19 protein-coding genes and 1 tRNA gene are annotated in these 24,434 nt (G+C 63.5%); 13 read left to right on the forward strand and 7 right to left on the reverse strand.

From position 1 onward, the window contains the following. Positions 1-203 precede the first annotated feature (203 nt). The 7 genes from FJ972_RS08850 to FJ972_RS08880 all read left to right on the forward strand — a co-directional run bounded on the left by FJ972_RS08850 (position 204) and on the right by FJ972_RS08880 (position 7,706). On the forward strand, positions 204-1,310 hold the full coding sequence (locus tag FJ972_RS08850) for an ABC transporter substrate-binding protein (RefSeq protein ID WP_140522419.1): 1,107 nt from the start codon (positions 204-206) through the stop codon (positions 1,308-1,310). Between the two features lie 64 nt (positions 1,311-1,374). Beyond that, positions 1,375-2,289 (forward strand): ABC transporter permease, encoded by a 915-nt coding sequence (locus FJ972_RS08855; protein WP_140496302.1) that lies wholly within the window; start codon positions 1,375-1,377, stop codon positions 2,287-2,289. Next, complete coding sequence (locus tag FJ972_RS08860) at positions 2,286-3,077, forward strand: ABC transporter permease (RefSeq protein WP_140496301.1); 792 nt, start codon at positions 2,286-2,288, stop codon at positions 3,075-3,077. Before FJ972_RS08855 ends, FJ972_RS08860 begins: the two co-directional genes overlap by 4 nt. 16 nt (positions 3,078-3,093) lie before the next feature. Further along, positions 3,094-4,158 (forward strand): ABC transporter ATP-binding protein, encoded by a 1,065-nt coding sequence (locus FJ972_RS08865; protein ID WP_140496300.1) that lies wholly within the window; start codon positions 3,094-3,096, stop codon positions 4,156-4,158. Between the two features lie 128 nt (positions 4,159-4,286). Further along, positions 4,287-5,837: a cation:proton antiporter gene (locus FJ972_RS08870; RefSeq protein ID WP_140522417.1), complete on the forward strand. Its 1,551-nt coding sequence runs from the start codon at positions 4,287-4,289 to the stop codon at positions 5,835-5,837. A 107-nt stretch (positions 5,838-5,944) separates the two neighbouring features. Further along, complete coding sequence (locus tag FJ972_RS08875) at positions 5,945-6,853, forward strand: endonuclease/exonuclease/phosphatase family protein (RefSeq protein ID WP_140522415.1); 909 nt, start codon at positions 5,945-5,947, stop codon at positions 6,851-6,853. Between the two features lie 7 nt (positions 6,854-6,860). Then, positions 6,861-7,706: an EamA family transporter gene (locus FJ972_RS08880; RefSeq protein WP_140496297.1), complete on the forward strand. Its 846-nt coding sequence runs from the start codon at positions 6,861-6,863 to the stop codon at positions 7,704-7,706. Here the strand turns inward: FJ972_RS08880 and FJ972_RS08885 are convergent. Beyond that, positions 7,693-8,928, reverse strand: coding sequence for an MFS transporter (locus FJ972_RS08885; RefSeq protein WP_140522413.1), 1,236 nt, complete (start codon positions 8,926-8,928; stop codon positions 7,693-7,695). The genes FJ972_RS08880 and FJ972_RS08885 overlap by 14 nt on opposite strands. Before the next feature lie 227 nt (positions 8,929-9,155). After that, on the reverse strand, positions 9,156-9,446 hold the full coding sequence (locus tag FJ972_RS08890) for a hypothetical protein (protein ID WP_226880522.1): 291 nt from the start codon (positions 9,444-9,446) through the stop codon (positions 9,156-9,158). A 189-nt stretch (positions 9,447-9,635) separates the two neighbouring features. Here FJ972_RS08890 and FJ972_RS08895 point away from each other — a divergent pair, with 189 nt between their 5' ends. Further along, positions 9,636-9,968: a hypothetical protein gene (locus tag FJ972_RS08895; protein ID WP_140496294.1), complete on the forward strand. Its 333-nt coding sequence runs from the start codon at positions 9,636-9,638 to the stop codon at positions 9,966-9,968. A 954-nt stretch (positions 9,969-10,922) separates the two neighbouring features. On the opposite strand, the gene FJ972_RS08900 is transcribed toward FJ972_RS08895, so the two are convergent. Both FJ972_RS08900 and cpdR read right to left on the reverse strand, forming a co-directional pair. Then, positions 10,923-10,997, reverse strand: a tRNA-Val gene (locus FJ972_RS08900). A gap of 116 nt (positions 10,998-11,113) precedes the next feature. Beyond that, on the reverse strand, positions 11,114-11,476 hold the full coding sequence (gene cpdR / locus FJ972_RS08905; RefSeq protein ID WP_006199474.1) for a cell cycle two-component system response regulator CpdR: 363 nt from the start codon (positions 11,474-11,476) through the stop codon (positions 11,114-11,116). A gap of 164 nt (positions 11,477-11,640) precedes the next feature. On the opposite strand from cpdR, the gene FJ972_RS08910 reads away from it, so the two are divergent. After that, positions 11,641-12,582 (forward strand): N-formylglutamate amidohydrolase, encoded by a 942-nt coding sequence (locus FJ972_RS08910; RefSeq protein ID WP_140513692.1) that lies wholly within the window; start codon positions 11,641-11,643, stop codon positions 12,580-12,582. A 383-nt stretch (positions 12,583-12,965) separates the two neighbouring features. Next, on the forward strand, positions 12,966-13,739 hold the full coding sequence (gene hisN / locus FJ972_RS08915) for a histidinol-phosphatase (protein ID WP_140513691.1): 774 nt from the start codon (positions 12,966-12,968) through the stop codon (positions 13,737-13,739). A 24-nt stretch (positions 13,740-13,763) separates the two neighbouring features. On the opposite strand, the gene FJ972_RS08920 is transcribed toward hisN, so the two are convergent. Then, positions 13,764-14,207 carry a hypothetical protein gene (locus FJ972_RS08920; protein WP_140513690.1) on the reverse strand — a complete coding sequence of 148 codons (444 nt, stop codon included), beginning with the start codon at positions 14,205-14,207 and terminating at the stop codon, positions 13,764-13,766. A gap of 305 nt (positions 14,208-14,512) precedes the next feature. Beyond that, positions 14,513-15,493, reverse strand: coding sequence for an alpha/beta fold hydrolase (locus FJ972_RS08925; protein ID WP_140513689.1), 981 nt, complete (start codon positions 15,491-15,493; stop codon positions 14,513-14,515). Between the two features lie 470 nt (positions 15,494-15,963). Here FJ972_RS08925 and FJ972_RS08930 point away from each other — a divergent pair, with 470 nt between their 5' ends. Next, positions 15,964-16,431 (forward strand): Hsp20 family protein, encoded by a 468-nt coding sequence (locus FJ972_RS08930; protein ID WP_140496288.1) that lies wholly within the window; start codon positions 15,964-15,966, stop codon positions 16,429-16,431. Between the two features lie 72 nt (positions 16,432-16,503). Here the strand turns inward: FJ972_RS08930 and FJ972_RS08935 are convergent, their stop codons facing one another. Continuing rightward, positions 16,504-17,556 (reverse strand): threonine aldolase family protein, encoded by a 1,053-nt coding sequence (locus FJ972_RS08935; RefSeq protein WP_140496287.1) that lies wholly within the window; start codon positions 17,554-17,556, stop codon positions 16,504-16,506. 473 nt (positions 17,557-18,029) lie between these two features. Here FJ972_RS08935 and gltB point away from each other — a divergent pair, with 473 nt between their 5' ends. Together gltB and FJ972_RS08945 are read left to right on the forward strand one after the other, a co-directional pair. Next, positions 18,030-22,754: a glutamate synthase large subunit gene (gene gltB, locus FJ972_RS08940; RefSeq protein ID WP_140522409.1), complete on the forward strand. Its 4,725-nt coding sequence runs from the start codon at positions 18,030-18,032 to the stop codon at positions 22,752-22,754. 142 nt (positions 22,755-22,896) lie between these two features. Then, entirely contained in the window at positions 22,897-24,351 is a 1,455-nt protein-coding gene (locus tag FJ972_RS08945) for a glutamate synthase subunit beta (RefSeq protein WP_140522407.1), read from the forward strand. Positions 24,352-24,434: the final 83 nt, after the last annotated feature.

Consider the following 24,434-nt stretch of genomic DNA (forward strand, 5'->3'; position numbering starts at 1 on the left):
GGCAACCAAGGGGAAAGGGGTGAAGTGCAAGGCAAAAGTAATTAGCCGGAAAATTAAGTGGTGGCTAATTGCTACAGTCGATTAAAAGGAGTTAACTTTCGTGCTGCCAGCGGTGGGGTTTCATAAAGCTTTCATCTGGCTGTCACACGAAAACGATACCGCATCGCAGGCGTCCAACGGCGTCAGTTCAACGGAGAGAACACATGTTCAAATTCACGGGGAAAGTGCTTTCCCTTTCGGCCGCGGCGCTGTTTGCGTCGACGGTGATTTCGTCCGCGGCTCCGCTGGACGATCTCGTCAAGGCCGCGAAGGCGGAAGGCCAGCTTACCACCATCGCGCTGCCGCATGACTGGTGCGGTTACGGCGACGTCATCGCCGGGTTCAAGGCGAAATATCCGGAAATCACCATCAACGAACTCAATCCCGACGCCGGTTCGGGCGACGAGGTCGAGGCGATCAAGGCCAACAAGGACAATAAGGGCCCGCAGGCGCCTGACGTCATCGACGTCGGCCTGTCCTTCGGCCCGACCGCCAAGGCCGACGGCCTGCTGATGCCCTACAAGGTGTCGACCTGGGACTCGATCCCCGACAGCGCCAAGGATGCCGACGGCGCCTGGTACGGTGATTACTACGGCGTTCTGGCGATGATGGTGAACAAGGATCTGGTCAAGGAATCGCCGAAGGACTGGGCCGATCTGCTGAAGCCGGAATTCGCCAATTCGGTGGCTCTCGCCGGTGATCCGCGCGCTTCGAACCAGGCCATCCAGGCGGTCTATGCCGCTGGCCTTTCGAGTGGAGCCGCGGCTGGCGAAGCCGCGGGCACCGCCGGCCTCGACTTCTTCAAGAAGCTCAATGCCGCCGGCAACTTCGTACCGGTCATCGGCAAGCCGGCGACACTCGCCCAGGGTCAGACCCCGATTCTGATCAACTGGGACTACAACGCGCTCGCCGGCCGTGACACGCTGAAGGGCAACCCGCCCGTCGACGTCGTCGTGCCGAAGACCGGCGTCGTCGCCGGCGTCTACGTGCAGGCGATCAGCGCCTATGCGCCGCATCCGAACGCAGCCAAGCTCTGGATGGAATACCTCTATTCCGACGAAGGCCAGATTGGCTGGCTCAAGGGCTATTGCCACCCGATCCGCTTCAACGATCTCGCCAAGAACGGCAAGATCCCGGCGGACGTCCTGGCCAAGCTGCCGCCGGCGGAAGCCTATGCTTCGGCGGTGTTCCCGACGCTGGACGAGCAGGGCAAGGCCAAGGAAGCCGTCACCAAGAACTGGGACTCCGTTGTCGGTGCCAACGTCAAGTAACAGTTGAAATCCACCGGGCGGCTTCGCGGCCGCCCGGTTCCCCCTCGAAGACGGTAGCCGGCGCATGACCGATCTCTCGCTTTCCAATCACGATGCCGCAGGCAAGACCGCGCCGCCCGCGGAGGCGCGCGCATTGCGATTGCCGACGCAATGGCTCGGCGTCGCACCGTTCTTCATCTTCGCCATCATGTTCCTGATTTTGCCCACGCTCTATCTGATGCTGGGCGCGTTCCAGAATGATGCCGGCGAATTCACGCTCGAGAACATCGTCGCGCTGGCGCAGCCGTCGATCGTTGCCGCTTACTGGATATCGATCAAGGTAAGCCTGGCCTCGGCGCTGATCGGCGCTTTCGCGGGCTTGGCCATCGCCATCGCCATCGTGCGCGGCGGGCTGCCGGACTGGATACGCTCGGCCACCCTGACCTTTTCCGGCGTCGCCTCCAATTTCGCGGGCGTGCCGCTGGCCTTCGCCTTCCTCGCCACGCTCGGCCGGCTCGGTCTTGCCACGGTGATCCTGAACACCGTGTTCGGCCTAAACATCTATGCCCACGGCTTCAACATCCTGTCCTTCTGGGGCCTGACGCTGACCTATGTCTATTTCCAGATCCCGCTGATGGTGGTCATCATCACGCCGGCGATCGATGGCTTGAAGAAGGAATGGGGTGAAGCTGCCGCCACGCTTGGCGCGACCACCGCGCAATATTGGCGCATCGTGGTCATCCCGGTGATCTGGCCGAGTTTTCTCGGCACCGTGATCCTGCTTTTCGCCAACGCCTTCGGGGCGATCGCCACCGCCTATGCGCTGACCGGCTCGTCGCTCAACATCGTGCCGATCCTGCTCTACGCGCAAATCCGCGGCGACGTGCTGCACAATGCCCATCTCGGCTACGCGATCGCCTTCGGCATGATCGTCATCACCGGCCTGGCCAATGTCTTCTACATCTGGTTCCGGACCCGTTCCGAGAGGTGGCTGAAATGAAGTCGGGCAAATTCTGGGCCTGGGTGGTCTTCATCCTCGGCGCGGCCTATTTCTTCATCCCGCTGATCGCGACGGTGGAATTTTCGATGCGCATGCGGCGCGGCGCCTATTCCTTCGACGCCTATCGGATCGTGCTCGGCGACGCGCGTTTCCAGGCGACCTTCCTGTATTCGGTGGTCGCCGCCATCTTCACCATCATTCTGGGTGTGCTGATCGTGGTGCCGGCAGCCTACTGGATCCGATTGCGGCTGCCGCAGCTCAGGCCGATCGTCGAGTTCATCACGCTTTTGCCGTTGGTCATTCCGGCCATCGTCATCGTCTTCGGCTATATCAGGATGTACGGCTCGAATTCACCCTTGCCGTTCCTCGGGTCCGATATGGGAACCAATGCCTTGCTGGTCATCGGCTATGCGACCTTGGCGCTGCCCTATATGTATCGTGCCGTCGATACGGGGCTCAGAACCATCGACGTGCGGACGTTGACGGAAGCGGCCCAGATCCTCGGGGCCGGCTGGGGCACGATCATCACCCGCGTCATCCTTCCCAATGTGCTGATTGCGGTGTTGTCCGGCGCCTTCCTGACATTCGCCATCGTCATCGGCGAGTTTACGATGGCGAGCTTGCTGAACCGGCCGGCTTTCGGCCCGTATCTGCAGAATGTCGGGGCCAACCGCGCCTATGAGCCGGCGGCCCTTGCCATCATCGCCTTCGTCATCACCTGGGGCTGCATGTCGCTGATCCAGATCCTGTCGCGCTTCGCGCCGAAATCGGCTAATCGTCCGAACTGACCCGAAAGAAAAAGCCATGGCCGAGCCATTCCTCTCCATCCAGCATGTGCGAAAATCCTTCGGCGCCACCACCGTTGTCGAGGATTTCAATCTCGACGTCGAACCGGGCGAGTTCGTCTCATTCCTCGGCCCGTCAGGCTGCGGCAAGACGACGGTGCTGCGCATGGTCGCCGGCTTCGAGGAACCGTCGGCCGGCAAGATCGTCGTCGGCAGCAAGGACATCACCAGGCTGAAGCCGAACCAGCGCAATGTCGGCATGGTGTTCCAGGCCTATGCGCTGTTCCCGAACCTGACCGTGGCGCAGAACATCGGCTTCGGACTGAAAGTCGCCGGCATGTCCAGGGCGGATATCGATGCCCGTGTCGCCGAAATGCTGGGCATCATCAAGCTGCCGCAGATGGCCGACCGCTATCCTTATCAGCTCTCGGGCGGCCAGCAGCAGCGCATCGCGCTGGCCCGCGCCATCGCACCGAAGCCGAAGCTCTTGCTGCTCGACGAGCCGCTGTCGGCGCTTGATGCCAAGGTGCGCGTCTCGCTGCGCGAGGAAATCCGCTCGATCCAGAAGAAGCTCGGCATCACCACCATCTTCGTCACCCATGACCAGGAAGAGGCGCTGTCGATCTCCGACCGCATCGCGGTGATGTATGGCGGCAAGGCCGAGCAGGTCGGCACGCCGTTCGAGATCTACAACCGGCCGGCAACCAAGTTCGTCGCCAATTTCGTCGGCACGCTGAACGTGCTGGAAGGCACCGTCACCGACGCGGCGTCGGGCAAGGTTCGTGTCAACACCGAGGAAGTCTCGCTCAAGGGCAGGCTCAACGGCTCGAAGTCCGGCGACACGCTGTCATTGGCGTTGCGGCCGGAAGCCATTTCGCTCGGCCGCCAGCCCGGTCGCGATTCAAGCCTGTCCGGCGAGATCTCCGAAGTGCACTTTCTCGGCTCGGTGATCCGGGTCCGGGTCGGCATCGGCGGCAACACGGTCTCGCTCGACACGTTCAACAGTTCGACGACGCCACCGCCGGCCGTTGGCGAGAAGGCGGAGATTTCCTTCTCGTCGGGCGACCTGCTGGTGCTGCACTGACGCGGCCGAAGCGCCCTGCCGATCCGGTCACCGGTCCAGTTGCCGGACGATGCACTCCTATTGGACAATCAACAGCATCCTGCCGCTTTGCCACTGCCAAGAGCTCCGCTTCGCCGCTACGATGAGCCATGGCGCTATTTGAGCTCACCCTTGTCCTCCTGCTGATCGCCGTTGCGCTGACGGCGTTGTCGCGGCGCCTGCAGGTTCCTTACCCCGCCTTGCTGGCGCTGGCGGGCGCCGGCCTTGGCTTCCTGCCCGGCGCGCCGACGATCGAGATCGATCCGGAACTGGCGCTTGCGCTGTTCATTGCGCCGGTGCTGCTCGACGCGGCCTACGACACATCGCTGCGCGATCTTAACCGCTACAGGCTGCCGCTTGTGCTGCTGGCGCTTGGCGCGGTCGTTTTCACGACCGCCGTCGTGGCACTGGTCGGCTGGAAAATGGCCGGCCTGCCGATCGCTGCCGCCATAGCCCTTGGCGCCATCGTGGCGCCGCCGGACGCGGTTGCCGCGAGCGCCGTGCTCGGGCAGTTCAAGGTGCCGCACCGCATCACGGCCATCCTTCAGGGCGAAAGCCTGCTCAATGACGCCACCGCGCTTTTGATCTATCGCATCGCGATCACTGCCGCCGCCGGTCCCGTTCTTTTGGGCAGCGCCGTTCCGATGGTCCTGCTGTCGACCATCGGCAGCCTGGCCGCGGGCTATCTTCTCGGCCGCCTATCCCAGGCGATGCTTGGACGTATCGAAGATGCGGCGAGCGGCACCGTCGTGCAGTTCGCCGGGACGTTCGGCGTCTGGATCCTGGCTGACAGGCTGGGGCTCTCGGCCATCATCACCATCGTCGTCTATGCCATGACCATCGCGCGCACCGCACCGCGGCGCATGTCGGCCAGAAAGCGCGTCAGCTCCTATTCCGTCTGGGAGACGGCGGTGTTCGTGCTTAACGTGCTGGCTTTCGTGCTGATGGGCCTGCAGGCGCGGCTGATCGTCGGTCGCCTGGCCGAGCAGGGACAGTCCGAGGCATTCCTGTTTGCAGGGACGATCCTGGCGGTCGTCATCGTTTCCCGCCTTGCCTGGGTGCTGGGCTGCGGCGCCGTGATCCGATGGCTTGCCCGCTTCGGCAATGCGGAGCAGCGGCAAGAGGTGCCGTCGTTTCGCGGCGGGGTGCTGATCGGCTGGTGCGGCATGCGCGGCCTGGTGACGCTGGCGGCTGCCTTCGCATTGCCGGCGGACTTCCCCGGCCGCGATCCGATCGTGCTCACCGCCTTTTGCGTGGTGCTGGGCACGCTTGTCCTGCAAGGCATGAGCCTGAAGCCGTTGCTGCGCCTGCTTCGTCTCGAACCGGACGAGACCATAGACCGCGAGGTCGCGCAGGCCCGTGTCGCCATCATGCAGGCGGCCCTCGACATTTTGAGCGGCAAGACCTCGACCGCGGCGGCGGCGGTGCGCGAGCAGTATGCCGCCCAGCGCACGGTCGCCAAGAACCCCGACGACGCCCAGGCAGCAACCGAGTACGACCGGCTGCGGCTCTATGCCATCAAGCGCCAGCGCGACGCGCTGGAAGAACTTCGCCGCAACGGGACGATCGGTGACGAGGCCTATCACCGGCTGGAGGAAGAAATCGACTGGTCGGAGCTGGCGGCTTCCCCGGCGGGACGGTTCCAGCCGCTGACGACCTAGGCGAGGCGAGGGGTTTTTGCGTCGTGGCCCAGCCGGGCCGCCGCGGCGGTCCATTGCAAGGTCGCCGTCGAAACGGTACTGCCGTCACCAAACTGAGCCGGACAAGAATGAAGCTGGTCAGCTACAATATCCAATACGGGTTCGGCAGCGACGGCCTCTACGATCCGGCGCGCGCCGCGCGCATTGTTGCCGGCGCCGATATCATCGCCTTGCAGGAGGTCGAGCGGCACTGGCAGCGCAGCAATTTCGACGACCAGCCGGAGGTGCTTTCGCGCCTGTTGCCGGGCTATCACTGGGTCTACGGCCCGGCCTTCGACATGGACGCCAGCGAACAGCGCGACGGCCGCATCGTCAACCGGCGCCGGCAGTTCGGCACCATGGTGCTGTCGAAGCTGCCGATCGTCTGGTCGCGGCTGCATGCGCTGCCGATGCGCCGCACACTGCGGCCGCTCAACACCCGCAACGCGGCGCTCGAATGCATGATCCGCACGCCGGCGGGTCCGGTGCGGGTGCTTTCATTGCATCTCGCCCATGTCGCGGCTGAAGAACGGCTGGAGCAGATCGACTATCTGCTTGCCGAGCATCGCCGGGCGCCCTCCGATGGCGGGCCGTGGAGCGGCGCCGACGACGAGCCGGCGCGCAATTGGAGCAATGGCGAGCCAGAGCCGGAGAACCCGCTGGCGGCGATCTGGATGGGCGATTTCAACATGGAGCCGGGCAGCGCCGAATACCGCCGCATCGTCGGCGGCACGCCCTATCATCGCGGTGCTGCCTATCTGGATGGGTTCGTCGATGCCGCTGCCGTGGCGATTGAACCGGCGGATGACTTCCACACGCATGAGAAGATCATCGACGGCAGGCTGGCAAAGCGCCGGCTCGATCATTGCTTCGTCGGCGGCCTGTTTGCCGGTCGTGTGCGCTCCGTCAGCTCGGACATTGGCGAAGTGGCTTCCGATCATTTTCCGGTCAGGATCGACATCGATCTCGAAACGCCCGCCGGCCCCGGAGGCGGATGAGGCCCAAATGACGCTTTTCGTCTTCTTCGCGGTGCTTGCCGCGGCCGCGATGCACGCGATCTGGAATGCGCTGGTCAAGGTCCATCTCGACCGCTTCCTGTCGATCACCCTGATGACGCTTGGCATGGGATTTGCCGCGCTTTTCGCACTTCCCTTCGTCGAGGTGCCGAGGGCGGAAGTCTGGCTCTATATCATTGCCTCCGTCGTCTTCCACATGGGCTACCGGACCTTCCTGATCGGCGCTTACCAGGCTGGCGACTTCGCCCAGACCTATCCTCTGGCGCGCGGCACCGCGCCCTTGCTGGCGGCGCTTGGCGGTATGTTCGTGGTCGCCGAAGTTCCGGCGCCGCTCGCCATTCTGGGTATCCTTTTACTGTCGGCCGGCACGCTGGTGATGTCGTTTCGCGGCGGCGCGCATCTGGAACGATTGAACCTGCGCGCGGTCGGCTTTGCGCTGGGGACCTCGATCTTCATCGCCAGCTACACACTGTCCGACGGCAGCGGGGCGCGGCTGGCGGCCACGGCGCAGAGCTATGCCGCCTGGCTGTTCGTGTGCGATGCGCTTGGAGCGCTGGTGCTGTGCCTGATCTTCCGTGGCCCGCGGGCCTTGCCGGTGCTGGCGCGCGACTGGAAAGCGGGGCTGTTCACCGGCGTGCTCAGCGGCGCTGCCTACTGGATCGTCATGTGGGCTATGACCAAGGCGCCGATCGCCTCGGTGGCGTCGCTGCGCGAGACCTCCATCCTGTTCGCCATGGTGATCTCGGTGTTCGCGCTCGGCGAGAAGATGACGGGCTGGCGCGGCGCCGCCGCGCTCAGCATCGTCGCCGGCGTCGTGGCGCTCAGACTCGGCTGACGTCGTGGTCCAGCACGGTCATCACCTGGCCGCGCCGTTCCGGACTGAAGCGGATGACGATGATGATGCAGACGGCGACCACGCCGGCGAACAGCGCCAACGCGTAGCCATAGCTGCCTCCGGGAGCCTCGGCTATGCCCGCCTGATAGGGACCGCCATAGGAGGCTGCGAGATTGCCGGCCTGGTAGATGAAGCCGGGCAGGGTCGCGCGCACCGCGCCGGGCGAGAGCTCGTTGAGGTGCACCGGAATGACGCCCCAGGCGCCCTGGACCGCGACCTGCATGACGAAGGCGCCGATGGCCAGCAGGAAGGGCGTCGAGCTGTAGGCCCATAGCGGGATGGACGGCAAGGCAATCAGGCAGGCGAGCGTGATCGCATTGACGCGGCCGATCTTCTCGGACAGCGCCCCGAACGCCAGACCGCCGACGATGGCGCCGATGTTGGCGACGATGGTGATCCAGCTCACCGTGTGCGGGTCGAAACCATGCTGCTTCTTCAGGAATGTCGGGTAGAGATCCTGCGTGCCGTGGCTGAAGAAGTTGAAGAACATCATCAGCACGACCGCATAGAGGGCGACGCCCCAGTGCTTTTGCAGTGTCTCCAGCATGCCGGGCCTTGCGGTCTTCCGCGCCTCGACGAAGGCCGGCGATTCCGGAACATGCGAGCGGATGAAAAGGACGATCAGGGCCGGGATGAAACTGAGCAGGAACATGGCGCGCCAGCCGATCGTGTAGCCGCCGATCGTCTGGTGATAGAGCAGGCCATAGACGACCGCCGCTAGGAGGTAGCCGGCCGGATAGCCGCATTGCAGGATGCCCGAGACCATGCCGCGGGCGCTGGGCGGGATGGATTCCATGGCAAGCGAGGAGCCAAGTCCCCATTCGCCGCCCATGGCGATGCCGAACAGTGCGCGCAGCGCCAGGAATATGCCGAGATTGGGCGAGAAGGCGGCCAAAGCGCCGATCACGGAATAACTGACGATGTTGAGCATCAGGATGGGCTTGCGCCCGAATTTGTCTGCCAACGTGCCGAAGAAGAACGCGCCAATGAAGCGCGTCGCAAGGGTCAGGAAAAGCGCCTTTGACACCGCCGGGACGTCGGTCTGGAATTCAGACGCAATGTCGGTGAGCAGGAATGTCAGAAGGAAGAAATCGAAAGCGTCGAGCGTCCAGCCCAGGAATGAGGCAAGGACGGTTTTCTTCTGCTGCGAATTGAGCTTCAAGGCGTTCCTCCTGATGTCGAGGAACGTTATCGCGTCGAGGCGAACAATCCTCAGTCACTTTTCAGAGAACTTGGTCACGTTTGCGTAGGGGGTCACCGAGTCCACAGCCGCATTCATTGGACGCCCGCCGGCCGAAGCCGACGGGCTATCAGCCCAGCAGGTGGTTCCAACTGACGCGAGGCACCTGGAGGCCAAGGTTGCGAGTCGAGACATCAGCGGCAATGCGGTCAGCAACCTTCCGTCGTCGTTTCCATCTGGCCAGGGGCCGCGGACTTGGCGCTGGTATCCTGCTGACCGGGAGCTGACTCCTTGGCGCTGCCTGTCTGTTGGCCCGGTGCGCAATCCTTGGCGGAGTTGGAGTTGGTCGACTTGGTCGTGGTCGAGTCCGTGTTCTGATCCGTCGGCATCGTTGTCGTCGTGGAGGAGGAGCCGCTCGACGTCGTATTGGTCGATTGCGCCAGGGCAAGGCCGCCGGAAAGAATCATTAGGGCGGAAGCGAGAAGAAGTCGTTTCATCATTACTCCTGGTGAGTAACCCTTCGGCCGCATAACAAGGGAGTCGGCGAACGCTTCCGTGGAGTATCTGGCGCCGTCGCCGTGGCATCAACGTGCCGGTTGTGGTGCGTCGATGACGACATACGGCCCGGCCCGGAACAAAGAAAAGCGCCGTTAGTTTCACCCGCAGGGCACTCAAACAGAAGGACGAGCATGATGAAAATGGCTTTAGTAATCGCGCTTGCGGTGTCGTTTTCTGCGGGCTCTGCAATCGCGGCATGTCCGGACAAGTCGGCTGCCAACACGGGCGCCGACACCCAACAGACCGCCGGTATTTCGAAAGATGGTACCCACGCGCCCTTGGAAACTCCGAAGGCCAAGGATAGTGCCGGCAAACCGGCCGCCAAGGATGGCAGCACAATGCCGTTGGCGGGGGCGGAAGGCGGCGGTGACAAGAATCTCGCAACATCGCAGCAGGATATCGAGGCGCAGCAGCATGGCGGCAAGACCGCGGCGGCAAAGGCCGACGACAGCTGCAATGACTGACGACGAAACAGGGCCGGAGCGATTGTTGGCTCCGGCCTTTTCATCAAGTCTACAGAAGGTCGCGCATCGCGCTCGATCCCGCGTCAAAGACAACACCCATGAACAAGCCGTAGCCCCGCCCGAAGCCAGCGGCTTGGTTCTAGGTGCCGCTTTGTGGGCCCGCACCACTGGCGGGGCGATGCGGGCCCGACCAAGGTTCGGAACCTCGGCCGGCAGCGTGTGGGAACGCTGCCGCCACGGAAATCAGCCACCGAATATCAGGTTCCGCTTATATGACAAAAAGCCTTTGTTGCCAGGGAGACGAAACCGCCTCCGGCAAGTTCGAAGAGCCGGCCGGCCGGAGCCAACGGGGCCTTCGACGGACCGCGAGTGTTTGCCTTCAGCAGGTAGAGCTATGCCTTGGACGAGGCGGCCTCAGAGTTCCGCGTCGTTCGATGGCCGAAGGGGAAGAGGGAGCCAAACGAAGAGCACTCCTCCGCGGCCAGGGCTATGATCATTTCATCGATTCTCTCAACCGTTTCTCTGCTCACGTGATCATCGCCATGAAGGCACTGACGCGCGCGCTTCAGGTGTCGTCGTGCGGCCTCGAAATCGCTGCCCATCCGTTCCTCCCGCTTAGAGAGACTCCAGATTTGAACAGTTCACTCCTTTAAGAAAGTCACCCGAAAGAGCGATTCGGTCGGCAATTGGAGGTAGATGCCCAAAACGCAGAAACCCCGGGAGCGCAGACGGGGCTATTGAGCCGACGGAGGGCGGAGGGAAGCGTGTCGCCTAACCTCTCACGGCGCTGGTTGTTCCGTTCGGCTTTTTCTTGATCCGCGCGATATCGGGCGCAACACACAAGCTGTCACGGATCGGCCGCATCGGAATACTCAAGGGCACTATTCAGGAGCTCAGTGGGCGTTTTGTGCCGTTCTGTGCCAATCGGCACAAGAAGCTAAGTCTTTGAAAGGATGGTGGGCGTGACAGGGATTGAACCTGTGACCCCTGCAATGTCAATGCAGTGCTCTCCCGCTGAGCTACACGCCCATCCGAAGCCGCGCATACACCATTTTTGATCCGGCGCGTCAATAGCAGGAAAAGGGAAAGAAGGCTCCGTTTTGCCGCACCGGCCGATAGTCGCCGATGCCTTGGGCAAAAACGGCTCAGGCCGCCTGCAGCATCTTCTCGACCTCGTTGACGAGGTCGCGCAGATGGAACGGCTTCGACAGCACCTTGGCGTCTTTCGGCGCCTTGGAATCCGGGTTCAGCGCAACGGCGGCGAAACCGGTGATGAACATGACCTTGAGGTCGGGATCGATCTCGGTGGCGCGGCGGGCCAGCTCGATGCCGTCCATCTCCGGCATGACGATATCGGTCAAAAGCAGCGAGAACGGTTCCTCGCGCAGCCGCTCATAGGCACTGGCGCCGTTGTCGAAGTCGCTGACCTGGTAACCGGCGCGCTCCAGCGCCTTGACGAGGAAGCGACGCATATCGTCGTCGTCTTCCGCCAGAAGAATGCGTGCCATGATATCCCGTCCGAATCACCCGCCCGGACTCTGCCGAAAGGCAGGGCCGTTAACCATCCTGTATATGAGGAGGCGAGGGTAAACATCAAGTGAACGAGGCGCGGCATAATCCGCATTCGGAAAGGCGGTGCCGGCGCCGAAATGCTGGACATGCGGCCGTCAAGGTGGCACTTTCATCCCATGATGCATTGGTGTTTTCGGGTTCGTTCAAATTGAAGACGGCAGCCGAGGATTTTTCGGTCGTTCCCCCCTTCGAAATCCGGTCGGGCGCCGAGCAGCGCGTCCCCTTCCTCTTCAACTCACCCCACAGCGGGCGCCATTATCCGGAGCGCTTCCTCGCCATGGCAAGGCTGGACCGCAACGCCATTCGCCGGTCCGAGGACTGCTATGTCGACGAGCTGTTCGGCGGCGCGGTGGCGCTTGGCGCGCCGATGCTCGCGGCTAATTTCCCGCGTGCCTATCTCGACGTCAACCGCGAGCCGTGGGAACTCGATCCGCGCATGTTCGCCGAGCCGGTGCCGTCCTTCTGCAACATCCGTTCCGCACGCGTGGCCGGCGGGCTCGGCACCGTTCCGAAGCTTGTCGGTGAAGGCCTCGACATCTATTCCGGCCGCCTGCCGCTGGCCGAAGCGGTTGCCCGCATCGAGGCGGTCTACAAACCCTATCATGAGACGCTGAAACGGCTGTTGACGCGAACCCACGCGCGTTTCGGCTTTGCCGTGCTGATCGACTGTCACTCGATGCCGGCGAGCATCCGCGTCGGCGACAACGGCCTGCGGCCCGATTTCATCATTGGTGACCGCTTCGGCATCTCGGCCACCGCGGCATTGACCGAGACCGCAATCGGCCTGCTCAACACCATGGGCTATACCGTCGCCCACAACAAGCCCTATGCCGGCGGCTTCATCACCGAACACTACGGTCGCCCGGCGCGCCATCTCCATGCGCTGCAGATCGAGGTCAATCGCGGGCTCTATATGAATGAGCGGACATTCGAGAAAGCGGCGGGCTTCGATGCGCTGGCCGACGACCTGGCGCGATTTTCGGCCGACCTGATGGCCATGCCCGACCACCATTTCATGGATCTGCCGCTGGCCGCGGAGTGAACAGAGCCCGGTTTCATTAGATGGCGCCATCCACAACCGCCGCATAGTTCTGGGCGACATGGATCGGGATTGGCGGGGATTGCACCTGGCGGCGAAAAAAAGACCGCATCGTTCGCACGATACGGTCGAAGTCTAGGGAGGAAACGCCCAAGGAGGGCATGGACAGGAAACCCTGTCCGAGATCAAGGGTATGGTGCGCTGCACAAATGTCAAGCGACCTACCGGCTTTTTTAATTCAGAGTGATGTGGAAATTGCGCTTCGGTGGCGCCGGCGTGTTATTCTGGCAACAGTCGGCGCGGCGAAAAATCCTGGAACACCCTTGTCTTGGCGCGGAACTGGCGGCACACGTGGGCTCGGCCATGCTGCAATGCGGGAGAATCAGTTGGACATCAGCATCGATTTCATGCGCCGCATCGCGCAAGCGGCGGCGGCGGAAACCTTGCCGCGCTTCCGCAGCCAGGGTGCGGTCGCCAACAAGGAAAAGGGCAGCTTCGATCCGGTCACCGAAGCCGATCGCGAAGCCGAGCGCGCCATCCGGGCGCTGATATCGGCGCAATATCCGGACCATGGCATTCTCGGCGAGGAACACGGAAGCGAGAATATTTCCAGCAGGCATGTCTGGGTGATCGATCCGATCGACGGCACGCGCGCCTTCATCTCCGGCCTGCCGGTGTGGGGGACGCTGGTCGGATTGACGGTGGAGGGCGATGCCGTTGCCGGATTGATGTCGCAGCCCTTCACCGGCGAGCTCTTCTACGCTAACGCTTCCGGTTCTCATTATGAGGGGCCGGGCGGGCCGCGAAAACTGGTCACGCGCAAGACGACGAGCCTTGCTGAAGCAACGCTGTTCACCACGACGCCGGCGCTGTTCAAGGGCGAGGCGCGCCTGCGCTACGACCAGTTCGAGAGGCAGGTGCAACTCGCTCGCTATGGCACCGACTGCTACGCCTTCGCCATGGTCGCCGCGGGAAGCGTCGACATCGTCGCCGATCCCGGACTGAAGCCCTATGACATCGTGGCGCTGATCCCCATCATCGAGAAGGCGGGCGGCGTGGTCACCACCTTCGACGGCGGGCCGGCCGAGAATGGCGGCGATATATTGGCGGCGGCGACGCCCGAGCTCCATGCAGCGGCGATGGCGGCCCTGCGCGGCTGAGCATCCGTTTCGCCGCGATGCGCTTTAGGCGTCTGAGAGACGCAGGCCCCATAGAATGAGCGCGAAAGCGATGAGGCCGGTCGGCGCGGACGAATAGGCGATGCCTTTGATCGCGTATTCCTGAAAGGCGCTTCCATGCGCGGCTCCGGCCGCCAGCGGCATCGTCTCGTTGCCGGCTCCCCAGAGGCTGGCCATCACATAGGCTGCCAGGATGGCCAAGGCTGAATAGATCAGGAACCAGAACGCAATCCGCGACATCGCGACGCCAAGATTGAGCCTGGACCAGACGAGACCCAAAACCAGCAGCAGGACGCCCTGCAAGGCGCTGAGCGTGTGAACCGACAATCCGAGCCGCGGTGCGGCGAGGTATGGGATGGCGAACCCTTCGAATGACGAAAACAGCAGGAGGGCGATGCCGAGCTGCAGCAGGCGATGGCCCTGGCGTGGCAGCGTGCCCGATGCGTTCATGACCGCTCCTCCCGATCCCGTCGACTGACCTCTGCGGACGGTAACTAGCGCCCGGCGCCGGAACGGGAACCAGGCGTCGAGCTGTCTCCGGCCGAACGGCCGAATTGAGAAGCATGCATAGCCGTTAAACCTGCCGAGGCGTCGGCGCGATCATCGTCCGACATTGATCCGTGCAAGACGGCGTGCTGGGAACGGGCGTTGTCGGCGGATAGCGGGGCGACCTGGGGGGCCAACCGGATTATGGAATTTCGCCAACCAGGCATGAGCCGGCGCCGGACCGGCTCCGGTCTCGGCAATACGCGCCATCAGGCCGTCGGGTCGTCGCTGCCGGGAATGAAAGCGTCGAAGGCGGCGAGGAATTGCTCGCGGTAGATGTCGGCCTCCTGCAGGATCTCGTGACGCGCGCCGTCGATCATGAGCAGCGAGCCGAGGCGCAGACGCCTGGCATAGGCTTCCACGGCCTTGGTCGAGACGACCTGATCGGCACCGGCGGCGATGACCAGCAGGGGGACCCGGATGCGGGCCATGAATTCGGGATCGCTTACCGCTTCCGCGGCTTCGGCAGCCGCTCTCAGCCAGCGGATCGTCGGGCCGCCAAGCGCCAGTTGCGGGTGATCCTCGTAGATCTTGGTGTTGCGGCGGTAGCGTTCCGGATCCGTCGTTACCTTGTTGGTGTCGAAGGGAGCGGTAACCTTCGGCCGCGGCCCCCAGGCGGCGTAAAGCCGGCCAAGGCCCAGGGCACAAAACAGCGAACAGACGCGGCGGACCGTCCGGATCGAGACGGGCAGGTCGGGCAAGGTGAAGAACGGCGCGATCAGCACCATGCGCCGCACGCGGTTGACCATGGAGGGCGAAGCAAGCAGCGTGATCACGGCGCCGGCCGAATGGGCAAGGATGTAGTACGGCCCGCGGCAGTCCGGCAGCACGATCTCCTCGAAGAACTGTTCAAGGTCGGCCGTGTGGTCGCGGAAGGACCTGATATAGCCGCGCTGGCGATCACGGATCAGCCGGTCGGAGCCGCCTTGGCCGCGCCAGTCCAGCGTGGCGACGCCAAAACCGCGCGCCGCAAGGTCGCGGATGGTTTCGAAATATTTCTCGATGCACTCGTTGCGGCCGGACAGCAGCACCACGGTGCCCTTCATCGGGCGGGCGACCGCGGCGAACAGGCCATAGCGTATCTTCTTGCCGTCGCGTGCCGTAAAAAAGCCGCCGGTGGCGTTTTCCGGTCGCGGGTTGCCCTCAGTTTCATGAAAAAGGGGAGTTTCGTGAAAAGGGAGATCCGTCATTCGGCGCTTCGTGCTCGGCGTCTCGCATGCCTGCCTGTCGTGGCCGGCCTCGCCAAGGTTGATAGCCGTCCATGGGCCAAAAGCAAAGGAATTCCGGGAGGCGTCGGATCGGCAACAGGGAAGGCCGGAAGCCGCTATGAGCGCGCTTCCGGCCCCTGTCGATCCGGGAGGAAGGGACGTTGCACCCGGTTCGGCCTCGTCGCGGCGCCCGGTCCATGCAAATCCGGCGCCGCTTGTCCTTGATGTCGAGAGCAGTCTAGCGGCGGCTGTCTGAACGCGCGCAAAAGCGCCGGTTCATCTGCCGTTCATCCTCGATTTTTGCCGGGAGGCAAAATCTTGAAATGGCTTTGCCCGCTCCCCAAATGTGGATTGCGGCCGCCAATGTCGGGGCCGCTGGTCAAACCGGAACGCCGCTCACGGGTTTCGCACCGGCCAAACGCAAACCTTGTTGCTCAACAGGAGAACACACCATGCGTCACGTTGATTTTTCCCCGCTCTATCGCTCGACCGTCGGCTTCGACCGTCTCTTCACCATGCTTGATTCCCTTGCGCAGCCCGATGGCGCGCAGACCTATCCGCCCTACAATATCGAGCGCACCGGTGAGGATGCCTACCGCATCTCGATGGCTGTCGCCGGCTTCTCGGACGAGGAGATCTCGATCGAGGCCCACCGCAATGTGCTGACCGTGAAAGGCGAGCGCAAGGATGAGGGCACCGGCGAGGGTTCCGAACTGCTCTATCGCGGCATTGCCTCCAGGGCCTTCGAGCGCCGCTTCCAGCTTGCCGACCACGTCGAGGTCGTGGGCGCCACGCTGAAGAACGGCCTGCTCTTTGTCGACCTGAAGCGCAACATCCCCGAGGAACTGAAGCCGCGCAAGATCGCGATCACTTCGGCTCCGGCCAAGGCCAAGCAGATCGAGGCCAAGACCGCTGCGTAATCCCTAAGTCTCCTCCCGAGACGGAAGCGGCGCCGAAAGGCGCCGCTTCTTTTTTTTTGCCGGGAACAGCAATTACCCGGCGATCAACTGGCCAAAGCGGTCGACTTCCTCTGACGTCGTCGCAAAACTGGTGACGAAGCGATAGAGCAATTCGTCCTCGCCGATATGGCCTTCGAAGCCATGCGGCTTGTGCCAGTCGTAGAAAACAGCACCCGCCGCCTGCAGCCTGTCGGCTTCAGCCTTTTTCATCACCGCGAAAACCTCGTTCGCTTGCGGCAGCCAGGCCAGTTTCGCCGTCTCGGAATCCTCGATCGCCGCGGCAAGGCGGGCAGCCATGGCATTGGCGTGCCTGGCGGTGTCGAGCCACAGGCCGTCGCGGAAATAAGCCTCGAACTGTGCCGCGATAAAGCGCGATTTGGAAAACAGCTGGGCGGCGCGCTTGCGCAGGAAGGCCAATTCCCGGGCACGCTCGAGATCGAACAGCACGATCGCCTCGGCGCACCAGCAGCCGTTCTTGGTGCCGCCGAAAGACAGTATGTCGACGCCACTTTTCCAGGTCATTTCGGCGGGCGTCGTGTCGAGCGCGACCAGTGCATTGGCAAAGCGGGCGCCGTCCATATGCAATGGCACGGAATGTTGCCGCGCGATGGCCGAGATCGCGGCGATGTCATGCAGGCCGTAGACCGTGCCGACCTCCGTCGACTGGGTGATCGAGACCGCCATCGGCCGGCCCCAATGGACCACCTCGCCGGCGAAACGGCCGATCGCCGTTTCCAGATTGTGCGGATCGATCCGGCCCAGCGCGCCGTCGACGGCATGCAGCCGCGAGCCGCCGGAGAAATATTCCGGTGCGCCGCACTCATCTTCGATGACATGCGATTCGCGATGAGCGAAGGAAATGCCGCCGGGCTTGTTGTAGGCGGTCAGCGCCAGCGAATTGGCGGCGGTGCCGGTGGCCACGAAGAACACCGCAACCTCGCGTTCGAAGATTTCGCTGAAGCGCTGGCAGACGGCCTGGTCGAGCGCGCCATCGCCATAGGCAGTGGAAAAGCCGCCGGCGTGGGCCGAGAGGCCGGAGGCGATGTTGGGGTGGGCGCCTGCCCAATTGTCGGAAGCGAAGAACATGCATCTGCCTGTGCTGGGAAAATCGCTGCAACCTTGACCGGTTTCATGGCTGGCTCGCAAGGGCCAGACGCTAGAAAACGGGTAAAGCCAGCGAGCTGCCGAAAACCGGCAGGGACGGAAGCTTGCGTTTAGCGGGTATTTCACGAAGCTTTGTGTCGCAGAACGCCGAAGTTTTTTGTGAATCGGTCTTGTATGCGCCCGGCTTTTCTGCCATAAAAATTTAGGACAGTAGTGCTGTCTTATTTTGTCGCGCAAAACAGGCTGGATTGGCGTATTCTAAGCCTCTCCGGCTTTTGCCGCGAGCGACAGGTGGACGGCCGTGCTCTGGCCTGTACGATACCGGATGCGAACCGCGCGGCGAGCCGCATGGTTCGGCAAGGATTTCGCAAGACGTGCCGTAAGGATGAAGGGGAAGCAATGCGCTTCCCGAGGCAAACCAGCGCCCGCAAGGACGCGGAATGGAGGACAGGACGATGACGGAATTGACGCACGCTGCGACGAACGGCAAGGCCGCGCAGACGAAAGCGGCAGCCGTCAAAACCCTGGCCAATACCCGCCGCACCGGTTTGACCGCCCAGGGCCTTTACGATCCGCGCAACGAGCACGATGCCTGCGGTGTCGGCTTCATCGTCAACATGAAGGGCGCGAAGTCGCACACGATCGTCGAGGACGGGCTTTCCATGCTCGAAAACCTGACGCATCGCGGCGCCGTCGGCGCCGATCCGCTGATGGGCGACGGCGCGGGCGTGCTGGTGCAGATACCCGACGGCTTCTTCCGCGAGGAGATGGCCGCGCAGGGCGTCGAGTTGCCGCCGGCGGGGCAGTATGGCGTCGGCCATTGGTTCATGCCGCAGGATGCCGCGCTGCGCGCCCATGTCGAGGACATCATTGCCGAATCGGCGCAGTCCGAGGGGCTGCCGCTGCTCGGCTTCCGTGACGTGTCGGTCGACAATTCGTCGCTCTCCAAGGCCCCGGATATCGTGGCATCCGAGCCGTTCCACCGGCAGGTCTTCATCGGACGCACGGCCGACATTCCCGACGACGAGGAGTACGAGGCCAGGCTCTATCTGCTGCGCAAGGTCATATCGGGCCGCATCTACGCCGAGAACGACAACAAGGACATCGGCGCCTACTGCGTGTCGCTGTCGGCGCGCACCATCGTCTACAAGGGCATGTTCCTGGCCTATCAGGTCGGAGCCTATTACAAGGACCTGTCCGATCCGCGCTTCGAAACGGCGCTGATCCTGGTCCACCAGCGCTTCTCCACCAACACCTTCCCCTCGTGGAAGCTGGCGCATCCCTATCGCATGGTCGCGCACAATGGCGAGATCAACACCGTGCGCGGCAACAACAACTGGATGGCGGCGCGCCAGGCGTCGGTGGATTCGGAGCTGTTCGGCAACAACATCTCCAAGCTCTGGCCGATCTCCTATGAGGGCCAGTCCGACACCGCATGTTTCGACAATGCGCTCGAGTTCCTGTTCCAGGGCGGATACAGCCTCAGCCACGCCATGATGATGCTGATCCCGGAAGCCTGGGCCGGCAACAAGCTCATGGACGCCGACCGCAAGGCTTTCTACGAATACCACGCGGCGCTGATGGAGCCGTGGGACGGGCCCGCCGCGGTCGCCTTCACCGACGGGCGCCAGATCGGCGCCACGCTCGACCGCAACGGCTTGCGGCCAGCGCGCTACATCGTCACCGACGACGACCGGGTCATCATGGCGTCGGAGGCCGGCGCGCTGCCTGTGCCGGAGGAAAAGATCGTCCAGAAGTGGCGGCTGCAGCCCGGCCGCATGCTCTTGATCGATCTTGCCAAGGGCCGCATCGTTTCCGACGAGGAGATCAAGTCGGAGATCGCCACCAGGCATCCCTACAAGACCTGGCTCGCCAATACGCAGCTCATCCTGGAGGACCTGAAGCCGGTCGAGCCGCGCGCGCTGCGCAAGGATGTCAGCCTGCTCGACCGCCAGCAGGCGTTCGGCTACACCCAGGAAGACACCAAGCTCTTGATGTCGCCGATGGCCACCACAGGCCAGGAAGCCGTCGGTTCGATGGGCACCGACACGCCGATCTCGGCAATGTCGGACAGATCGAAGCTGCTCTACACCTATTTTAAGCAGAACTTCGCCCAGGTCACCAATCCGCCGATCGATCCGATCCGCGAGGAACTGGTGATGAGCCTGGTGTCCTTCATCGGCCCGCGGCCCAACATTTTCGACCTGGTCGGCAGTTCGCGCCGCAAGCGGCTGGAAGTGCGCCAGCCGATCCTGACCAATGGCGATCTCGAAAAGATCCGCTCCATCGGCCACACCGAGGATCGGTTCGACACCAAGACGATCGACATCACCTATGCCTCGATCGAGGGCGCGGCCGGCATGCAGGGCGCCATCGATCGGCTGTGCGAGCGGGCGGAAGCGGCGGTCGCCGGCGGCTACAACATCATCATCCTGTCCGACCGCCAGCTCGGGCCGGACCGCATCGCCATTCCCGCGCTTCTGGCCACGGCCGCGGTGCATCATCATCTGATCCGCAAGGGGCTGCGTACTTCGGTCGGGCTCGTCGTGGAATCCGGCGAGCCGCGCGAAGTGCATCATTTCTGCTGTCTTGCCGGCTACGGCGCCGAAGCGATCAATCCCTATCTCGCCTTCGACACGCTGCTCGACATGCACAAGCGCGGCGAATTGCCGGAAGAGGTCGACGCCTACGAAGTCGTGTCGCGCTACATCAAGTCGATCGGCAAGGGCATCCTCAAGGTGATGTCGAAGATGGGCATCTCGACCTACCAGTCCTATTGCGGCGCGCAGATCTTCGACGCGATCGGGCTGAAGACCGATTTCGTGGAGAAGTATTTCACCGGCACCGCCACGCTGATCGAAGGCGTCGGGCTGGACGAGATCGCCGAGGAGACCTTCAGGCGCCATACGGATGGTTTCGGCAACGATCCGGTGCTGCGCAACAGCCTGGATGTCGGCGGCGAATATCTGTTCCGGATGCGCGGCGAGGCGCATATGTGGTCGCCCGACGCGGTCGCCACCTTGCAGCACGCCGTGCGCCAGGGGTCCTGGGAGACCTTCAAGGAGTATTCCGCGCAGATCGACAGCGAGACGGCGCGCGCGCAGACCATTCGTGGCCTGTTCAAGATCAAGCTGGCGGAAGATACCGGCCGCAAGAAGGTCGCGCTCGACGACGTCATGCCCGCGGCCGAGATCGTCAAGCGTTTCTCGACCGGCGCGATGTCGTTCGGCTCGATCTCCAGGGAAGCGCATACGACGCTGGCGCGCGCCATGAACGCCATCGGCGGCAAGTCGAACACTGGCGAGGGCGGCGAGGAGGCAGACCGCTATCTGCCGCTGCCCGGCGGCGGCAAGAACCCCGAACGTTCGGCGATCAAGCAGATCGCTTCCGGACGGTTCGGCGTGACGGCCGAATATCTCGTCAACTCCGACGTCATGCAGATCAAGGTGGCGCAAGGCGCCAAGCCCGGCGAGGGCGGCCAGTTGCCCGGCCACAAGGTCGACGCCACCATCGCCAAGGTCCGGCACTCGACGCCCGGCGTCGGCCTGATCTCGCCGCCGCCGCATCACGACATCTATTCGATCGAGGATCTGGCGCAGCTGATCTACGATCTGAAGAACGTCAACCCGGCGGCCGACATTTCGGTCAAGCTGGTGTCGGAGGTCGGGGTCGGCACGGTCGCGGCGGGCGTCGCCAAGGCGCGCGCCGACCACATCACCATCTCGGGCTACGATGGCGGCACGGGTGCCTCGCCGCTGACGTCGCTCAAGCATGCCGGCAGCCCGTGGGAGATGGGCCTTGCCGAGACGCACCAGACGCTGGTGCTCAACGGTCTCAGGTCGCGCGTGGCGCTGCAGGTCGATGGCGGATTGCGCACAGGCCGCGACGTCATCATCGGCGCGCTGCTCGGCGCCGACGAGTTCGGCTTCTCGACCGCGCCGCTGATCGCGGCCGGCTGCATCATGATGCGCAAATGCCATCTCAACACCTGCCCGGTCGGCGTGGCGACGCAGGATCCGGTGCTGCGCAAGCGCTTCAAGGGCACGCCCGAGCACGTCATCAACTTCTTCTTCTATGTCGCTGAAGAGGTGCGCGGACTGCTTGCCGAAATGGGCTTCACCCATATCGACCAGATCATCGGCGACGCCGATCTCCTGGAAAAGCGCGACGTGATCCAGCATTGGAAGGCGCGCGGGCTCGACTTCTCGAAGATGTTCTACAAGCCCGATGCGCCACATGAGGCGGTGCACTGGACCGAGCGGCAGAAGCACCCGATCGACGACGTGCTCGACCGCAAGCTGATCGAGCTGGCCAAGCCGGCGCTGGAGGCCAAGCAGCCGGTCAAGATCGAGGTCGACATCCGCAATGTCGATCGTTCGGCGGGCGCCATGCTGTCGGGCGAGGTCGCCAAGCGCTTCAAGCACAAGGGCCTGCGCGAGGATACGATCCAGGTGAAGCTGACCGGGACCGCCGGCCAGTCCTTCGGCGCCTTCCTGGCGCGCGGCATCTCCTTCGAGCTGGTCGGCGCCGGCAACGACTATGTCGGCAAGGGCCTGTCGGGCGGCCGCATTGTCATCCGGCCGCCGGATGAAGCCAAGATCGTCGCGGCCGAGTCCATCATCGTCGGCAACACGGTGCTCTATGGCGCTACCGAAGGCGAGGCTTATTTCGCCGGTGTCGCCGGCGAGCGCTTCGCGGTGCGCAACTCGGGCGTCGTCACCGTCGTCGAGGGCGTCGGCGACCATGGCTGCGAATACATGACCGGTGGCATCGTCGTCGTCATCGGCAAGACCGGCCGCAACTTCGCCGCCGGCATGTCGGGCGGCGTTGCCTATGTGCTGGACGAGGCGGGCGATTTCGCCGAGCGCTGCAACATGGCCATGGTCGAGCTGGAGCCGGTGCCGGAAGAAGACGACCTGATGGAAAAGCTGCTGCATCATGGCGGCGACCTCGACCACAAGGGCCGCGTCGACGTCTCGGGTGACATGACCAGCCATGACGAGGAGCGGCTCTATCAGCTGATCTCGAACCACGTGCACTATACGGGTTCGGTGCGCGGCCGCGAGATCCTCGACAATTGGGCGGCGTTCCGGCCGAAATTCCGCAAGATCATGCCGGTCGAATACCGCCGCGCGCTGATCGAGATGGAACGCATGCGCATGAGCGTGGCGGCCGAATAGATCTTCGCAAAGGCCGGGAAGCCCAGGCTTCCCGGCTCCATGTCACTGATAATTTGACCTCTCGCGGAAGGTTGCCACGGCTGCCTGAAGAGGTTAACGGGTGCGGCGAAAACCGCACCATCTGGACAGCAGGAACTGGACTATGGGCAAGGTAACAGGCTTTCTCGAGATCGACCGGCAGGTGCACAAGTACCAGCCGGCCTCCGACCGCATCCGGCATTTCCGCGAGTTTACGCTGCCGATGTCGGACAAGGAGGTCGAGAAACAGGCCGCGCGCTGCATGGACTGCGGCATCCCGTTCTGTCACGGGCCGACCGGCTGCCCGATCCACAACCAGATCCCGGACTGGAACGACCTCGTCTATAACAGGGACTGGGACAATGCGATCCGCAACCTGCATTCGACCAACAATTTCCCCGAATTCACCGGCCGCATCTGCCCCGCGCCTTGCGAGGAAGCCTGCACGCTGAACCTCGAGGACATTCCGGTGGCCATCAAGACGGTCGAGCAGGCGATCGCCGACAAGGCCTACGAGACCGGCCATATCAGGCCCTATCCGCCGGAGAGGAAGACGGGCAAGCGCGTCGCCGTCATCGGCTCCGGCCCGGCCGGCATGGCCGCCGCCCAGCAGCTCGGCCGCGCCGGCCATGATGTCCATGTCTACGAACGCGAAAGCCGGCCAGGCGGGCTGATGCGCTATGGCATTCCCGACTTCAAGATCGAGAAGCACTATATCGATCGCCGCATCGAGCAGATGCAGGGCGAAGGCGTGACCTTCCATTGCGGCGTCAATGTCGGCATCGACAAGCCCGTGGCCGAACTGCTCGCCGAGCACGACGCGGTGCTCTATTGCGGCGGATCCGAGACCCCGCGTGCGGCCAACATCCCCGGTGACGATCTCGGCGGCGTCTATGACGCGATGCCTTACCTGGTGCAGCAGAACCGGCGTGTCGGCGGCGAGCCGATCCAGTCGGTGGCGTGGCCGTCGCACCCGATCATCGCCAGCGGCCAGCATGTCGTCGTCGTCGGCGGCGGCGATACCGCTTCCGACTGCGTCGGCACCGCCTTCCGCCAAGGCGCCGTGCGCGTCACGCAGCTCGACATCCGTCCGCAGCCGCCGGAGAAGGAAGACAAGCTCGCCGTCTGGCCCTACTGGGCGACCAAGATGCGCACCTCCTCCTCGCAGGCCGAGGGCGCCGAGCGCGAATTCCAGGTGGCGACACTCGAATTCATCGGCGAGGAAGGCCAGCTGACCGGTGTCAAATGCTGCGAGGTCGACGACAAGCGCCGACCGATCGTCGGCACCGAGTTCGTCATCCGCGCCGATCTCGCCTTCATCGCCATCGGCTTTGCCGGGCCGGCCATGGCCGGCGTGGTGTCTGAACTGGAAGGTGAGATGAAGATCGTCACCGACAGCCGGCGCTCCCGCAATGTCGAGGCCAATGACCGCGACTACCGGACCAGCGTCGACAGGCTCTATGCCGCGGGTGACGTGCGTCGGGGCCAGTCGCTGGTGGTCTGGGCGATCCGCGAGGGTCGGCAGGCGGCGCGTTCGATCGACGAGGCATTGATGGGTTCGAGCGTCCTGCCCCGCTGAGCCCGTTTGGAAACTCTACTGCTGCGGCCATAAGGCGTTTTCTGCGCTTCCGGTGCTCCCGTACCCAAAAAGTACGCTCGCTC

This window comes from Mesorhizobium sp. B2-1-1, from assembly GCF_006442975.2.
GTDB lineage: Bacteria > Pseudomonadota > Alphaproteobacteria > Rhizobiales > Rhizobiaceae > Mesorhizobium.

What these genes read in the sequence shown, in the direction of transcription:
- FJ972_RS08850 (WP_140522419.1), top strand. Translation starts at nt 204, where the DNA reads ATGTTCAAATTCACGGGGAAAGTGCTTTCCCTTTCGGCCGCGGCGCTG.
- FJ972_RS08880 (WP_140496297.1), top strand. Translation starts at nt 6,861, where the DNA reads ATGACGCTTTTCGTCTTCTTCGCGGTGCTTGCCGCGGCCGCGATGCAC.
- FJ972_RS08925 (WP_140513689.1), bottom strand. Translation starts at nt 15,493, where the DNA reads ATGACGGATCTCCCTTTTCACGAAACTCCCCTTTTTCATGAAACTGAG.
- FJ972_RS08890 (WP_226880522.1), bottom strand. Translation starts at nt 9,446, where the DNA reads ATGATGAAACGACTTCTTCTCGCTTCCGCCCTAATGATTCTTTCCGGC.
- FJ972_RS08855 (WP_140496302.1), top strand. Translation starts at nt 1,375, where the DNA reads ATGACCGATCTCTCGCTTTCCAATCACGATGCCGCAGGCAAGACCGCG.
- FJ972_RS08875 (WP_140522415.1), top strand. Translation starts at nt 5,945, where the DNA reads ATGAAGCTGGTCAGCTACAATATCCAATACGGGTTCGGCAGCGACGGC.
- FJ972_RS08895 (WP_140496294.1), top strand. Translation starts at nt 9,636, where the DNA reads ATGATGAAAATGGCTTTAGTAATCGCGCTTGCGGTGTCGTTTTCTGCG.
- FJ972_RS08930 (WP_140496288.1), top strand. Translation starts at nt 15,964, where the DNA reads ATGCGTCACGTTGATTTTTCCCCGCTCTATCGCTCGACCGTCGGCTTC.
- gltB (WP_140522409.1), top strand. Translation starts at nt 18,030, where the DNA reads ATGACGGAATTGACGCACGCTGCGACGAACGGCAAGGCCGCGCAGACG.
- cpdR (WP_006199474.1), bottom strand. Translation starts at nt 11,476, where the DNA reads ATGGCACGCATTCTTCTGGCGGAAGACGACGACGATATGCGTCGCTTC.
- FJ972_RS08870 (WP_140522417.1), top strand. Translation starts at nt 4,287, where the DNA reads ATGGCGCTATTTGAGCTCACCCTTGTCCTCCTGCTGATCGCCGTTGCG.
- FJ972_RS08865 (WP_140496300.1), top strand. Translation starts at nt 3,094, where the DNA reads ATGGCCGAGCCATTCCTCTCCATCCAGCATGTGCGAAAATCCTTCGGC.
- FJ972_RS08945 (WP_140522407.1), top strand. Translation starts at nt 22,897, where the DNA reads ATGGGCAAGGTAACAGGCTTTCTCGAGATCGACCGGCAGGTGCACAAG.
- FJ972_RS08860 (WP_140496301.1), top strand. Translation starts at nt 2,286, where the DNA reads ATGAAGTCGGGCAAATTCTGGGCCTGGGTGGTCTTCATCCTCGGCGCG.
- FJ972_RS08920 (WP_140513690.1), bottom strand. Translation starts at nt 14,207, where the DNA reads ATGAACGCATCGGGCACGCTGCCACGCCAGGGCCATCGCCTGCTGCAG.
- FJ972_RS08935 (WP_140496287.1), bottom strand. Translation starts at nt 17,556, where the DNA reads ATGTTCTTCGCTTCCGACAATTGGGCAGGCGCCCACCCCAACATCGCC.